This is a genomic window from Streptomyces sp. GQFP, assembly GCF_021545335.1.
Taxonomy (GTDB): Bacteria; Actinomycetota; Actinomycetes; order Streptomycetales; family Streptomycetaceae; genus Streptomyces.
Genome location: NZ_CP089312.1, coordinates 2798895 through 2811669 on the forward strand (window position 1 = coordinate 2798895; position 12775 = coordinate 2811669).

A 12775-nucleotide genomic window follows, 5' to 3' on the forward strand; every position below is an offset into this window, starting at 1 on the left:
GAAGGATGGGACGGGTAGGGGCGGCGGGGGCGAGAAAACCCGGGCCCCGCCTCAGCGCTCCGTCAACCCCGCCACCAACTCGTCCGCCGCCCGGTAGGGATCCAGCTCCCCCGCCACGATCCGCTCCGCCAGCGCGCTCAGGCGCCGGTCCCCGTGCAGGTCGCCGATGCGTTCACGCAGGGCCGTGACGGCGATCGTCTCGACCTCGTGGGATGCGCGGGCCCTGCGGCGCTCCGAGAGCACCCCCCGCTCCTCCATCCACGCCCGGTGCTTCTCCAGCGCCTCCACCAGCTCGTCGATGCCCTCTTCCCTCGACGCGACCGTCTTCACGATCGGTGGGCGCCAGTCTCCCGGTGCCCGGGATTCGCCCAGGCCCAGCATGTGGTTCAGCTCGCGCGCGGTGGAGTCCGCGCCGTCCCGGTCCGCCTTGTTCACCACGAACACATCGCCGATCTCCAGGATTCCCGCCTTCGCCGCCTGGATGCCGTCCCCCATCCCGGGCGCCAGCAGCACCACACTCGTGTCCGCCTGCGCGGCGATCTCCACCTCCGACTGCCCCACGCCCACCGTCTCGACCAGGACCACGTCGCACCCCGCCGCGTCCAGGACGCGGATCGCCTGCGGGGCCGCCCAGGCCAGACCGCCGAGGTGGCCCCGGGTCGCCATCGAGCGGATGTAGACGCCGGGGTCGGAGGCGTGGTCCGACATGCGGACGCGGTCGCCGAGGAGGGCGCCGCCCGAGAACGGCGACGACGGGTCGACGGCGAGGACGCCGACCCGCCTGCCCTGTCGCCGGTACGCCGTCACCAGCGCCGACGTCGACGTCGACTTGCCGACACCCGGTGATCCCGTCAGACCGACCACGTACGCGTTGCCCGTCAGCGGGGCCAGCGCGGCCATGACCTCGCGGAGTTGTTCGGACGCCCCCTCCACCAGGGAGATCAGCCGGGCCACTGCACGTGGCCGGCCTTCCCTGGCCTGCGCCACCAGCGTGGGGACGTCCTGCATCACAACTCCGTTCCGATCACAGACGTATGGCCTGCCTCAAGACCGCTTACGCCTTGGGTACCCGCACGATCAGCGCGTCACCCTGGCCGCCGCCCCCGCACAGGGCCGCCGCGCCGACTCCGCCGCCGCGCCGCTTCAACTCCAGCGCCAGGTGCAGTACGACCCGTGCGCCGGACATCCCGATCGGGTGACCCAGGGCAATCGCACCGCCGTTGACGTTCACCCGATCCGTGGACACCCCGAGGTCCTTGATTGACTGGACGGCGACCGCCGCGAAGGCCTCGTTGATCTCGATCAGGTCAAGATCTTCGACGCCCAGGCCCTCCTTCTTCAACGCATGCTGGATCGCGTTGGAGGGCTGGGACTGGAGGGAGTTGTCCGGGCCCGCCACATTGCCGTGGGCGCCGATCTCCGCGATCCACTCCAGGCCCAGTTCCTCGGCCTTCGCCCTGCTCATGACCACCACGGCCGCCGCGCCGTCCGAGATCTGCGACGACGTGCCCGCCGTGATCGTGCCGTCCTTGGTGAACGCGGGGCGCAGCTTGCCCAGCGACTCCGCCGTCGTCTCCGCCCGGATGCCCTCGTCCTGGCTGAAAACGATCGGTTCGCCCTTGCGCTGCGGGATCTCGACGGGGGTGATCTCCGCCTCGAACACGCCGTTCTTCTGGGCCGCCGCCGCGCGCTGGTGGGAGGCGGCGGCGATCTCGTCCTGTTCGGGGCGCAGGATGCCCAGGCGGGTGTTGTGCTTCTCCGTGGACTCGCCCATGGCGATGTTCTCGAAGGCGTCGGTGAGGCCGTCGTACGCCATCGCGTCGAGCATCTCGATCGCGCCGTACTTGAAGCCCTCACGGGACTTGGGGAGCAGATGGGGGGCGTTCGTCATCGATTCCTGGCCACCGGCGACCACGATGTCGAACTCGCCCGCGCGGATCAGCTGGTCCGCCAGCGCGATCGCGTCCAGGCCCGAGAGGCAGACCTTGTTGATGGTCAGCGCCGGGACGTTCATCGGGATGCCGGCCTTGACCGCAGCCTGGCGGGCCGGGATCTGGCCCGCGCCGGCCTGGAGGACCTGGCCCATGATCACGTACTGCACCTGGTCGCCGTCGATCCCCGCACGGTCGAGGGCGGCCTTGATCGCGAAGCCGCCGAGGTCGGCTCCGGAGAAGGTCTTCAGCGAGCCCAGCAACCGTCCCATGGGCGTGCGTGCGCCCGCGACGATCACCGAGGTGGTGCTGTTGGTTCCTGACATGAGGAGCGATCCCCTTTCAGCTGGAGAGCTGAGGAGTGTGAACGAGGGTTTACCTGAATGTACTGAGCGGTAGTGCCTCCGTCATCGGGCCGTCGGTGTGATCGCGCGCACGTTGCGTAACCATCGTAAGAGCGCTGCACTGACACCATGCTGACGCGAATCGACCACATCGGGATCGCCTGTTTCGACCTCGACACGACCGTCGAGTTCTACCGGGCCACGTACGGCTTCGAGGTGTTCCACTCCGAGGTCAACGAGGAGCAGGGCGTACGCGAGGCCATGTTGAAGATCAACAACACGGACGACGGAGGCGCCTCCTACCTCCAGCTCCTGGAACCGACCCGCGAGGACTCCGCCGTGGGCAAGTGGCTGGCCAAGAACGGGGAGGGCGTGCACCACATCGCTTTCGGTACGGCAGATGTGGATGGAGAGGCTGCGGACATCCGCAGCAAGGGCGTACGCGTTCTGTACGAGGAGCCACGGATCGGCTCCATGGGGTCGCGGATCACCTTCCTGCATCCAAAGGATTGCCATGGAGTACTGACAGAACTGGTCACTTCGGCGGCTGTTGAGTCACCTGAGCACTGACCCTCGTACATAAGGGCCGGTAGGGTTGGGGACGGCCGCTGCCGTGTTGTCGGGCAGCGGTCCGGGTCCTGATGTGTGGAGGTGGGGATCCGAGGGCCGGGGTTGAGGTTTCGGGGGCCGAGGGTGAGGGCGGGAGTCCGTGCTTCGCCGTTGATCTGACACCATTCCCCGGGGGCCCCGTTCGGCGGACGGACGTGGCTCGTTCGGAGAAGGTTGCGACCAGGGACGGATGGGACCGCGCAGTGCGGGGCTACGAACGCCAGGAGCGAGAGCCGGCGGCTGACGTCGACCACCTCTCTCGGTTCGAGGCCGAGATGGAGCGGCTGAAGACCGAGCGGGAAAAGGCGATTCAGCACGCCGAGGACCTCGGCTACCAGGTCGAGGTGCTGCGCGCCAAGCTTCACGAGGCGCGCCGCACTCTCATGTCCCGGCCCGCCTATGACGGCGGTGACATCGGCTATCAGGCCGAGCAGTTGCTGCGGAACGCGCAGATCCAGGCGGACCAGCTCCGCCAGGACGCCGAGCGCGAGATGTCCCAGGCGCGCGCCCAGACCCAGCGCATCCTGCAGGAGCACGCCGAGCAGGCGGCCCGGCTGCAGGCCGAGCTGCACCAGGAGGCGGTGACCCGGCGCCAGCAGCTCGACCAGGAACTGGCCGAGCGCCGCCAGACCGTCGAGTCGCACGTCAACGAGAACGTGGCGTGGGCCGAGCAGCTGCGGGCCCGCAGCGAGTCCCAGGCGCGCCGGCTGGTCGACGAGTCGCGGTCCGAGGCCGAGCAGGCGCTGGCCGCCGCCCGGGCCGAGGCCGAGCGGGTCGCGAACGAGGCCAGGCAGCGGCTGCAGAGCGAGAACGAGGCCGCCCGCGCGGAGGCCGACCAGCTGCTGCGCCGGGCCCGTGCCGAGGCCGACCGCCTGCTGAACAGCGCGACCTCCGAGGCCCGCGAGGCCGCCGACCACGCCGAGCAGCTGCGCAGCTCCACGGCGACCGAGTCGGACAGCGCCCGCCGCCAGGCCACCGAGCTGAGCCGGGCCGCCGAGCAGCGGATACAGGAGGCCGAGGCCGCCCTGCGCACGGCCCGCCTGGAGGCGGAGAAGGTCGTCACCGAGGCCAAGGAGGCCGCGGCCAAGACGACCGCCAGCGCCGAGTCCGCCAACGAGCAGCGCACGCGTACGGCGAAGGAGCAGGTCGCCCGGCTGGTCACCGAGGCCAGCCAGGAGGCCGAGGCCACCAAGGCGTCCGCCGAGGAGGTCGTCGCCGACGCCAAGGCCAAGGCCGAGAAGATCGTCGCCGAGGCCGAGGAGACCGCCCGCAGTCTCACCGCCGAGGAGACCGCCTCCCAGCTCGCGAAGGCGGCCCGCACCGCCGAGGACGTCCTCAACAGGGCGTCCGAGGAAGCGAAGTCGACCACCAAGGCGGCCACCGAGGAGGCCGAGCGCATCCGCGCCGAGGCCGAGACCGAGGCCGACCGGCTGCGCGCCGAGGCGCACGACATCGCCGAGCAGCTCAAGGGCACGGCGAAGGACGACACCAAGGAGTACCGCGCCAAGACCGTCGAGCTTCAGGAAGAGGCCCGGCGGCTGCGCGGCGAGGCCGAGCAGCTGCGCGCCGACGCGGTCGCCGAGGGCGAGCGCATCCGCGCGGAGGCGCGCCGCGAGGCCGTCCAGCAGATCGAGGAGGCGGCCAGGACCGCCGAGGAGCTGCTCGGCAAGGCGAAGGCGGACGCGGACGAGCTGCGCCAGACCGCCCAGACGGACAGCGAGAAGGTCCGTACGGAGGCCATCGAGCGCGCGACGACGCTGCGCCGGCAGGCCGAGGAAACCCTGGAGCGCACCCGCAAGGAGGCCGAGCGGCACCGCGCGGAGGCCGTCGAGCAGGCCGAGGGCATCGCGGCGGACGCCGAGCAGGCCTCGCGCGAGCTGCGCGAGGAGACCGAGCGGGTCATAGAGGCGCGCCGCGAGGAGGCCGCCGCCGAGCTGACCCGGCTGCACACGGAGGCCGAGGACCGGCTCATCGCGGCCGAGCAGGCGCTCACCGACGCCCGCGCGGAGGCCGAGCGGATCCGCCGTGAGGGGGCCGAGGAGTCGGAGCGGCTGCGTTCCGAGGCCGCCGAGCGGGTCCGCAGCCTCCAGGCGCAGGCCGACGCGGAGATCCAGCGGCTGCGCGACGAGGCGGCGGCGGACGCGTCCGCGTCCCGGGCGGAGGGCGAGGCCATCGCCGTACGCCTGCGGTCGGACGCGGCGGCCGAGGCCGAGCGGCTGAAGTCGGAGGCCCAGGACACCGCCGACCGGGTACGGGCGGAGGCGCAGGCCGCCGCCGAGCGGCTGGCGACGGAGGCGTCGGAGACGCTGGCCGCCGCCCAGGAGGAGGCGTCCCGGCGGCGCCGCGAGGCCGAGGAGACTCTCGGTTCCGCCCGCCAGGAGGCCGACCAGGAACGCGAGCGGGCCCGCGAGCAGAGCGAGGAGCTGCTGGCGTCTGCGCGCAGGCGCGTGGAGGACGCCCAGGCCGAGGCCGTACGGCTGGTCGAGGAGGCGGACCGGCGCGCCAACGAGATGGTGTCGGCGGCCGAACAGCACGCCCAGCAGGTCCGGGAGTCGGTGTCGGGGCTGCACGATCAGGCCCAGGAGGAGATCCAGGGGCTGCGCTCCGCCGCCGAGCACGTCGCCGAGCGGATGCGGCGCGAGGCGTCGGAGGAGGCGGACCGGGTCCGGGCCGACGCCTACTCCGAGCGGGAGCGGGCCTCGGAGGACGCGAGCCGGGTGCGGCGCGAGGCGTCCGAGGCGTCGGAGCACGCCAAGGTGCTCGCCGAGCGCACGGTGGGCGAGGCGATCGCCGAGGCGGAGCGGCTGCGCCAGGAGGCCGCCGCGCACGCCCAGCGGGTGCGTACGGAGGCGTCGGACACCATCGCGGGCGCCGAGCAGGACGCTTCGCGCAGCCGTGCGGAGGCCCGGGAGGACGCGAACCGGATCCGTTCGGACGCGGCGACGCAGGCCGACACGCTGATCTCCGAGGTGACGGCGGAGGCGGAGCGGCTCACCGAGGAGACCAACGCCGAGGCGGAGCGCGTACGTGCCGAGTCCGTGGCCAAGGCCGACCAGCTGATCTCGGAGGCGACCGGGGAAGCGGAGCGGCTGCGCGCCGAGGCCGCCGAGACGGTCGGTTCGGCGCGGCAGCACGCGGAGCGGGTGCGCGCGGAGGCCGAGCGGGTCAAGGCGGAGGCGGCGGCGGAGGCCGACCGGCTCATGTCGACCGCGCGCGACGAGGCCGACAGCACGCTGGACGAGGCCCGCAAGGAGGCCAACAAGCGGCGCTCCGAGGCGGCCGAGCAGGTCGACACGCTCATCACGGAGACGGCCGCCGAGGCCGACAAGCTTCTGTCGGAGTCGCAGCAGGCCGCGCAGAAGACGACCGCGGACGCGGAGGCGCAGGCCGACTCGATGGTGGGCGCCGCCCGCAACGAGGCGGAACGGCTGGTGTCCCAGGCGACGGCCCGGGGCAACTCGACGGTGGAGAAGGCCCGTACGGACGCGGACGAGCTGCTCGTCGGCGCGCGCCGGGACGCCACCGCCATAAGGGAGCGGGCCGAGGAGCTGCGCGACCGCATCACGACCGAGATCGAGGGCCTGCACGAGCGGGCCCGCCGCGAGGCCGCCGAGACGATGAAGTCGACCGGCGACCGCTGCGACGCGCTGATCACGGCCGCCGAGGAGCAGCTCGTCAAGGCGGAGCTGAAGGCCAAGGACCTGGTCTCGGAGGCGAACTCCGAGGCGGGCAAGGTCCGGATCGCCGCCGTCAAGAAGGCCGAGGGGCTCCTGAAGGAGGCCGAGCAGAAGAAGGCCACCCTGATCCGGGAGGCCGAGGAACTCCGCGCCGAGGCGATCCGCGAGGCGAAGGCCACGGTCGAGGAGGGCAAGCGTGAACTGGAGATCCTCGTCCGGCGCCGCGAGGACATCCAGGCGGAGATCTCCCGTGTCCAGGACGTACTGGAGGCGTTGGAGTCCTTTGAGGCCCCGTCGGCGAACAAGGACGGCGGCGTCAAGGCGGGCGCTGCCGTAGGTGTCACCCGTACGGGTGGCAAGTCGTCAGATGGCTAGCGCGGAGGGCGCGTTGCGTGCAGTCTGTGGGGCTTTCTGGGGTCTTTGACCAATTCTTTGGCAAGCAGCACACCGGTTAGCCACTCAAAAGGGGTCCGATTCTCCATATCAATCGGGTGACTGCTCGATGACACGCCGCTTGGACCCCTAGGATTCCCCCTATCACCTCACCGGTCTCATTCGACAGGAACCCCATGAGCGACACTTCCCCCTACGGCTTCGAGCTTGTGCGGCGTGGGTACGACCGCGCTCAGGTGGACGAACGCATTTCGAAGCTCGTCTCCGACCGTGACAGCGCTCTGGCTCGTATCACTGCTCTGGAAAAGCGCATCGAGGAGCTCCATCTCGAAACGCAGAACGCCCAGGCCCAGGTCAGCGACGCAGAGCCGTCGTACGCCGGTCTCGGCGCGCGTGTCGAGAAGATCCTCCGCCTCGCCGAGGAGGAGGCGAAGGACCTGCGCGAGGAGGCCCGTCGCGCGGCCGAGCAGCACCGTGAGCTGGCCGAGTCGGCGGCTCAGCAGGTGCGCAACGACGCAGAATCGTTCGCTGCGGACCGCAAGTCCAAGGCGGAGGACGAGGGCGTCCGGATCGTCGAGAAGGCCAAGAGCGACGCCTCCCAGCTGCGCCAGGAGGCGCAGAAGGACGCGCAGTCCAAGCGTGAGGAGGCGGACGCCCTCTTCGAGGAGACCCGCGCCAAGGCCGCCCAGGCCGCCGCGGACTTCGAGACGAACCTCGCCAAGCGCCGCGAGCAGTCGGAGCGCGACCTCGCGTCCCGTCAGGCCAAGGCCGAGAAGCGTCTCGCGGAGATCGAGCACCGCGCGGAGCAGCTCCGCCTGGAGGCCGAGAAGCTGCGCACGGACGCCGAGCGCCGCGCCCGCCAGACGGTCGAGACGGCCCAGCGCCAGGCCGAGGACATCGTGGCCGACGCGAACGCCAAGGCCGACCGGATCCGTTCGGAATCGGAGCGCGAGCTGGCGGCTCTCACCAACCGCCGCGACTCGATCAACGCCCAGCTGACGAACGTCCGCGAGATGCTCGCCACCCTGACGGGAGCAGCGGTCGCAGCCGCCGGCGCCCCGACGACGGACGACGAGCCGATCACCCGCGGGGTCCCGGCCCAGCAGTCCCGGTAAGCAGCAGGAACGAACGGTCGCCTGACGGCTGTAGATGCCCGCACCTCTCTACGGGGGGGTGCGGGCAGTCTTTTAGGGGCGCGGGGAACTGCGCGACAAGCCCCCACCGGGCGGACAGCCGACACACAGCGACCAGTCCCCAAAAAACGAACCCACGTTCACCAAAAGTTGCCGCACACAAGTGGCACCCCCCATCCCCCCGAACTAGCGTGGCCGCATGATCGAGCTAGAGGGGCTGACCAAGCGGTACGGCGAGAAAGTGGCGGTCAATCATCTGACGTTCACCGTCAGACCGGGCATCGTGACAGGCTTCCTCGGTCCCAACGGCGCCGGGAAGTCCACCACCATGCGGATGATGCTCGGCCTCGACCGCCCCACCGCCGGTGACGTCCGGATCGACGGTCAGCACTACGACCATCTCAAGGACCCCCTCAAGTACATCGGCGCCCTGCTCGACGCCAAGGCCATGCACGGCGGGCGCAGCGCCTTCAACCACCTGCTCTGTCTCGCCCAGAGCAACGGCATCCCCAGCTCGCGCGTGCACGAGGTGCTCGACACCGTCGGGCTCACCGCGGTCGCCCGGAAGAAGGCGAAGGGGTTCTCGCTCGGGATGGGGCAGCGGCTCGGTATCGCGGGCGCGCTGCTCGGTGATCCTCGGATCCTGATGTTCGACGAGCCGGTCAACGGCCTCGACCCCGAGGGCATCCACTGGATCCGCAACCTGATGAAATCGCTGGCCGCGCAGGGCCGTACGGTCTTCGTCTCCTCCCATCTCATGAGCGAGATGGCGCTGACCGCCGACCACCTGGTCGTCATCGGGCAGGGGCGGCTGCTCGCCGACACCTCCATGGCGGACTTCATCGACCAGAACTCGCGCTCGTACGTCCGTATCCGCTCCCCCCAGCGCGAACGGCTGCTCGACGTCCTGCACTCGGCCGGGATCACCGTCGTACAGGCGGGCGCCGAGACGCTCGAAGTGGACGGCGGGAAGGCCGAGCGGATCGGTGAGCTGGCCGCGCAGCACCACATCGTGCTGCATGAGCTGAGCCCCCAACAGGCCTCCCTGGAGGAGGCGTTCATGCAGCTGACCGCCGAGTCGGTCGAGTACCACGCGCACAGCGACACACCGCCCTCGGCCGGTCTCCCGGCCGCCCCCTCCCCCGGGCCCTGGGGCGACGGCTGGAAGAAGGACTGAGCATGGCAGCCACCCAGGTCCTCCGGTCCGAGTGGACCAAGATCCGGTCGGTGGCGTCCACGGTGTGGACGCTCGGTATCGCGGCCGTCGTGACGATCGCGCTCGGTGCGCTGATCTCGCTGCTCTTCAAGAACCAGTGGAGCGACCTCAGCGAGAAGGACCGGCTCTCCTTCGACCCGACGTACACGAGCTTCGCCGGGATGAGTCTCGGGCAGCTCGCGATGATCGTGTTCGGGGTGCTCGTCGTGTCGAACGAGTACAGCACCGGCATGATCCGCACCTCGCTGGCCGCCGTACCGCAGCGCGGCACGTTCCTCGCGAGCAAGCTCGCGGTCGCGACCGGGCTGGCCTTCGCGGTCGGGGTCGTCACCAGCTTCGCCGCGTTCTTCCTCGGGCAGGCGATGCTGGGCGGGCACTCGACGTCCATCGGCGATCCGGGCGTGCTGCGCGCGGTGATCGGCGGGGCGCTGTACATGACGCTCATCGCCCTGTTCTCCATGGGCGTGGCCGCGATGCTGCGCAGCCCGATGCTGGCGCTCGGTGTGCTGATGCCGTTCTTCTTCCTGATCTCCAACATCCTGGGCGCGGTCTCGGCGACCGAGAAGATCGCCCGCTATCTGCCGGACCAGGCGGGCAGCAAGATCATGCAGGTGGTGACCCCGGTCGACAACGACACGCCGTACGGGCCTTGGGGCGGGCTCGCGATCATGGTGGTGTGGGTCGTCGTGGCGCTGCTGGGCGGGTACGTGCTGCTCAAGAAGCGGGACGCGTGAGCAGCACATATCTCCGCACGGTCATGGACCCGACATTTTTGCTCGTCCTTGGGGGGAACCGTCAGCTCCCCGATAAGCTCCTAACCCTTACGGGGGCGTGTGCCCCGCTGTCCTGAACCTTTCGATGGGTGCGGAGCATGATCGAGGCAGTCGGCCTGACGAAGCGCTACGGCGACAAGACGGCCGTGTACAACCTTTCCTTCCAGGTGCGGCCGGGGTCCGTGACCGGCTTTCTCGGCCCCAACGGCTCGGGCAAGTCGACGACGATGAGGATGATCCTCGGCCTGGACCAGCCCACCTCGGGCCAGGTCACGATCGGCGGCTTCCCCTATCGCAAGCTGCCCAACGCCCCCCGCCAGGTCGGCGCCCTGCTCGACGCCAAGGCCGTGCACGGCGGCCGGCACGCCCGTAACCATCTGCTGTGCCTGGCCCAGCTGTCGGGCATCCCGGCGCGGCGCGTGGACGAGGTGCTCGGGGTCGTCGGGCTCCAGGACGTGGCCCGGAAGCGCTCCAAGGGGTTCTCGCTCGGTATGGGGCAGCGGCTCGGCATCGCCGCCGCGCTCCTCGGCGACCCCCAGGTGCTGCTCTTCGACGAGCCGGTCAACGGCCTCGACCCCGAGGGCATCCTCTGGGTGCGCAACCTGATGAAGGCGCTCGCGGCGGAGGGACGGACCGTGTTCGTCTCCTCCCACCTGATGAGCGAGATGGCGCTGACCGCCGACCACCTCATCGTGATCGGGCGCGGACAGCTGCTCTCCGACATGAGCGTGCGGGACTTCATCTCCGCCAACTCCGCCGACTTCGCGCGCGTACGCACCCCGGAGACCGAGCCGCAGCAGCGCGAGAAACTGACGGCCGCGCTGACCGAGGCGGGCGGCCAGGTGCTGCCCGAGCAGGACGGCGCGCTGCGTGTCATGGGCCTGCCGCTGCCCCGGATCAGCGACCTCGCGCACTCCGCCGACGTACGTCTGTGGGAGCTGTCGCCGCACCAGGCGTCGCTGGAGGAGGCGTACATGCGGATGACGCAGGGCGCCGTCGACTACCGCTCGACCATCGACCAGCGGGCCGGGCTCCAGCAGCTGCCGCCGCCGGGCGCGCAGCCGCCGCCCCAGATGCCGGTGCCGGGGCAGGGCCAGCCGGGCTGGTACGCCCCGCCGCCGCCCCAGGAGGGCGGTCAGCCCCCGTTCTCGGCGCCGGAGCCGCTAGGACCGCCCGCGGGGCCGTACGGCGGCCCTGCCGGCCCCGCCGCGCCCGGTGGCGCCCACCCGAACCCGTACGCGCAGCCCGCTCCTGCCGCCGCCCCCGACCTGACCAAGCCCGAGGACGCCCGATGAGCACGCCCCAGCAGCCCCCGACGCAGACGCCGGTGCCGCAGGCGGCGCCGAACTGGCAGGCGGCGCCCGGCGCTTCGTACGCCGCCGCCTACACCTCGCCGATCCCGGTCACGCGCACGCATCTCGGTCACGCCCTCGCCTCCGAGTGGACGAAGATCAAGTCGGTGCGCTCCACTGTGTGGACGCTCGGGGTCTTCCTGGTCCTCGTCATCGGCATCGGTCTGCTGGTCGCCGCGCAGACGACCAACGAGGACTTCGGGAACGTGCCGTACACGATCCCCGCGTTCTTCGGGCTGATCCTCGGGCAGATCTGCCTGATCACGCTGGGCGTGCTGGTCGTCTCGTCCGAGTACGGCACGGGCATGATCCGTACGACGTTCACCGCGTCGCCGCAGCGCCACCGGGTGCTCGCCGCCAAGCTGATCATCTTCTTCGGCGTCGCGTTCGTCGTGTCCGCGTTCGCGATCGGTTTCGTCGGTCTGGCGACCGAGTCGATGCACAACGGCGGCGGGGGCAAGCCCTGGGGCGGCACGGTCGTCATCGGCGCGCTGTACGTCTCGCTGCTCGGCACGCTCGCCCTCGCGGTCGGCTCGATGCTGCGTCACTCGGCGGGCGCGATCACCACGATGCTGGGGCTCGTGCTGGTGCCGGCGATCCTGCCCGCGTTCCTGCTGATGTCCCAGAGCCTGCGGACCATCGGCGAGAAGATGCTGGAGTACAACGCGCCCAACGCCCTCGCCAAGATCTTCGGGCTGGACGACGAGAACGCCGCCGGGGGTGCCCAGCTCGGCCTGCTCGCCGGGTTGACCGCCGCGGCGATCGCCGGCGCCTTCGTCCTGCTGGACCGCCGGGACGTGTAGTTCACTCCCACGTGTGAACTCACCGAGCTGACAGGTGAGTTCAGAACCTCGGTGAGTTACGGGACCGCTGCACCCGCGTGGTGCGGCGGTCCTTCGCGTTCCAGCACGCCTTGTGCCAGTGCCGGCGGTCGTCCACGCCCGCGTGCTCGGCCCACGCGACGACGTGCGGGACGCCGGACGGGATCAGCTGGTCGCAGCCCGGGCAGCGGTACGTCTTGCCCTGGGCGCTGGCGCCCGCCACATGCCGGACGTTCCAGCTCTCGCCCTGCCAGCTCTCCGAGGACTGGAAGCCGCCGTAGCGGCCGGAGTCGTCCTCGTCGGCGCTCCGGCCGGGCGAGCCGGGGCCTTGGGGGCGGTTGCGGCGCGGGGACACGGAACACCTCACGGAGCGGTTCAGGGGGCAGGAATCGTCTCCAGCCTACGCGGCGCGATCCGGGGTAGAAGTAAGTCAGCACCGTCGTACGAACTTCTCTCGAACCCCTTCTCGAATCCCCCGTCGGTCCCCCACCGGTCCGCCGTCGGCACCCCGGCCACTCCTCGCCCG

Annotated in this window: 10 protein-coding genes; 7 read left to right on the plus strand and 3 right to left on the minus strand. The window is 70.8% G+C overall.

The window, feature by feature from the left end; genetic code table 11:
* Nucleotides 1-51 precede the first annotated feature (51 nt).
* Together meaB and LUX31_RS12110 are read right to left on the minus strand one after the other, a co-directional pair.
* Complete coding sequence (meaB, locus tag LUX31_RS12105; RefSeq protein ID WP_235474787.1) at nucleotides 52-1008, minus strand: methylmalonyl Co-A mutase-associated GTPase MeaB; 957 nt, start codon at nucleotides 1006-1008, stop codon at nucleotides 52-54.
* A 46-nt stretch (nucleotides 1009-1054) separates the two neighbouring features.
* On the minus strand, nucleotides 1055-2257 hold the full coding sequence (locus tag LUX31_RS12110; RefSeq protein WP_235474788.1) for an acetyl-CoA C-acetyltransferase: 1203 nt from the start codon (nucleotides 2255-2257) through the stop codon (nucleotides 1055-1057).
* A 147-nt stretch (nucleotides 2258-2404) separates the two neighbouring features.
* On the opposite strand from LUX31_RS12110, the gene mce reads away from it, so the two are divergent.
* The 7 genes from mce to LUX31_RS12145 all read left to right on the plus strand — a co-directional run bounded on the left by mce (nucleotide 2405) and on the right by LUX31_RS12145 (nucleotide 12231).
* Nucleotides 2405-2845, plus strand: a complete 441-nt coding sequence (gene mce, locus LUX31_RS12115) for a methylmalonyl-CoA epimerase (protein ID WP_235474789.1) — start codon at nucleotides 2405-2407, stop codon at nucleotides 2843-2845.
* A 242-nt stretch (nucleotides 2846-3087) separates the two neighbouring features.
* Entirely contained in the window at nucleotides 3088-6936 is a 3849-nt protein-coding gene (gene scy, locus LUX31_RS12120) for a polarized growth protein Scy (RefSeq protein ID WP_235474790.1), read from the plus strand.
* A gap of 194 nt (nucleotides 6937-7130) precedes the next feature.
* A complete protein-coding gene (locus LUX31_RS12125) occupies nucleotides 7131-8069 on the plus strand; it encodes a cellulose-binding protein (protein WP_235474791.1) in 939 nt (312 codons plus the stop codon).
* A gap of 217 nt (nucleotides 8070-8286) precedes the next feature.
* A complete protein-coding gene (locus tag LUX31_RS12130; protein ID WP_235474792.1) occupies nucleotides 8287-9264 on the plus strand; it encodes an ABC transporter ATP-binding protein in 978 nt (325 codons plus the stop codon).
* A gap of 2 nt (nucleotides 9265-9266) precedes the next feature.
* Nucleotides 9267-10037: an ABC transporter permease gene (locus LUX31_RS12135; RefSeq protein WP_235474793.1), complete on the plus strand. Its 771-nt coding sequence runs from the start codon at nucleotides 9267-9269 to the stop codon at nucleotides 10035-10037.
* A 137-nt stretch (nucleotides 10038-10174) separates the two neighbouring features.
* Nucleotides 10175-11371 carry an ABC transporter ATP-binding protein gene (locus LUX31_RS12140; protein WP_235474794.1) on the plus strand — a complete coding sequence of 399 codons (1197 nt, stop codon included), beginning with the start codon at nucleotides 10175-10177 and terminating at the stop codon, nucleotides 11369-11371.
* Nucleotides 11368-12231, plus strand: coding sequence for an ABC transporter permease subunit (locus tag LUX31_RS12145; protein ID WP_235474795.1), 864 nt, complete (start codon nucleotides 11368-11370; stop codon nucleotides 12229-12231). Before LUX31_RS12140 ends, LUX31_RS12145 begins: the two co-directional genes overlap by 4 nt.
* A gap of 40 nt (nucleotides 12232-12271) precedes the next feature.
* Here LUX31_RS12145 and LUX31_RS12150 read toward each other — a convergent pair whose 3' ends face one another.
* Nucleotides 12272-12604 (minus strand): ATP/GTP-binding protein, encoded by a 333-nt coding sequence (locus LUX31_RS12150; protein ID WP_235474796.1) that lies wholly within the window; start codon nucleotides 12602-12604, stop codon nucleotides 12272-12274.
* Between the last annotated feature and the right edge of the window lie 171 nt (nucleotides 12605-12775).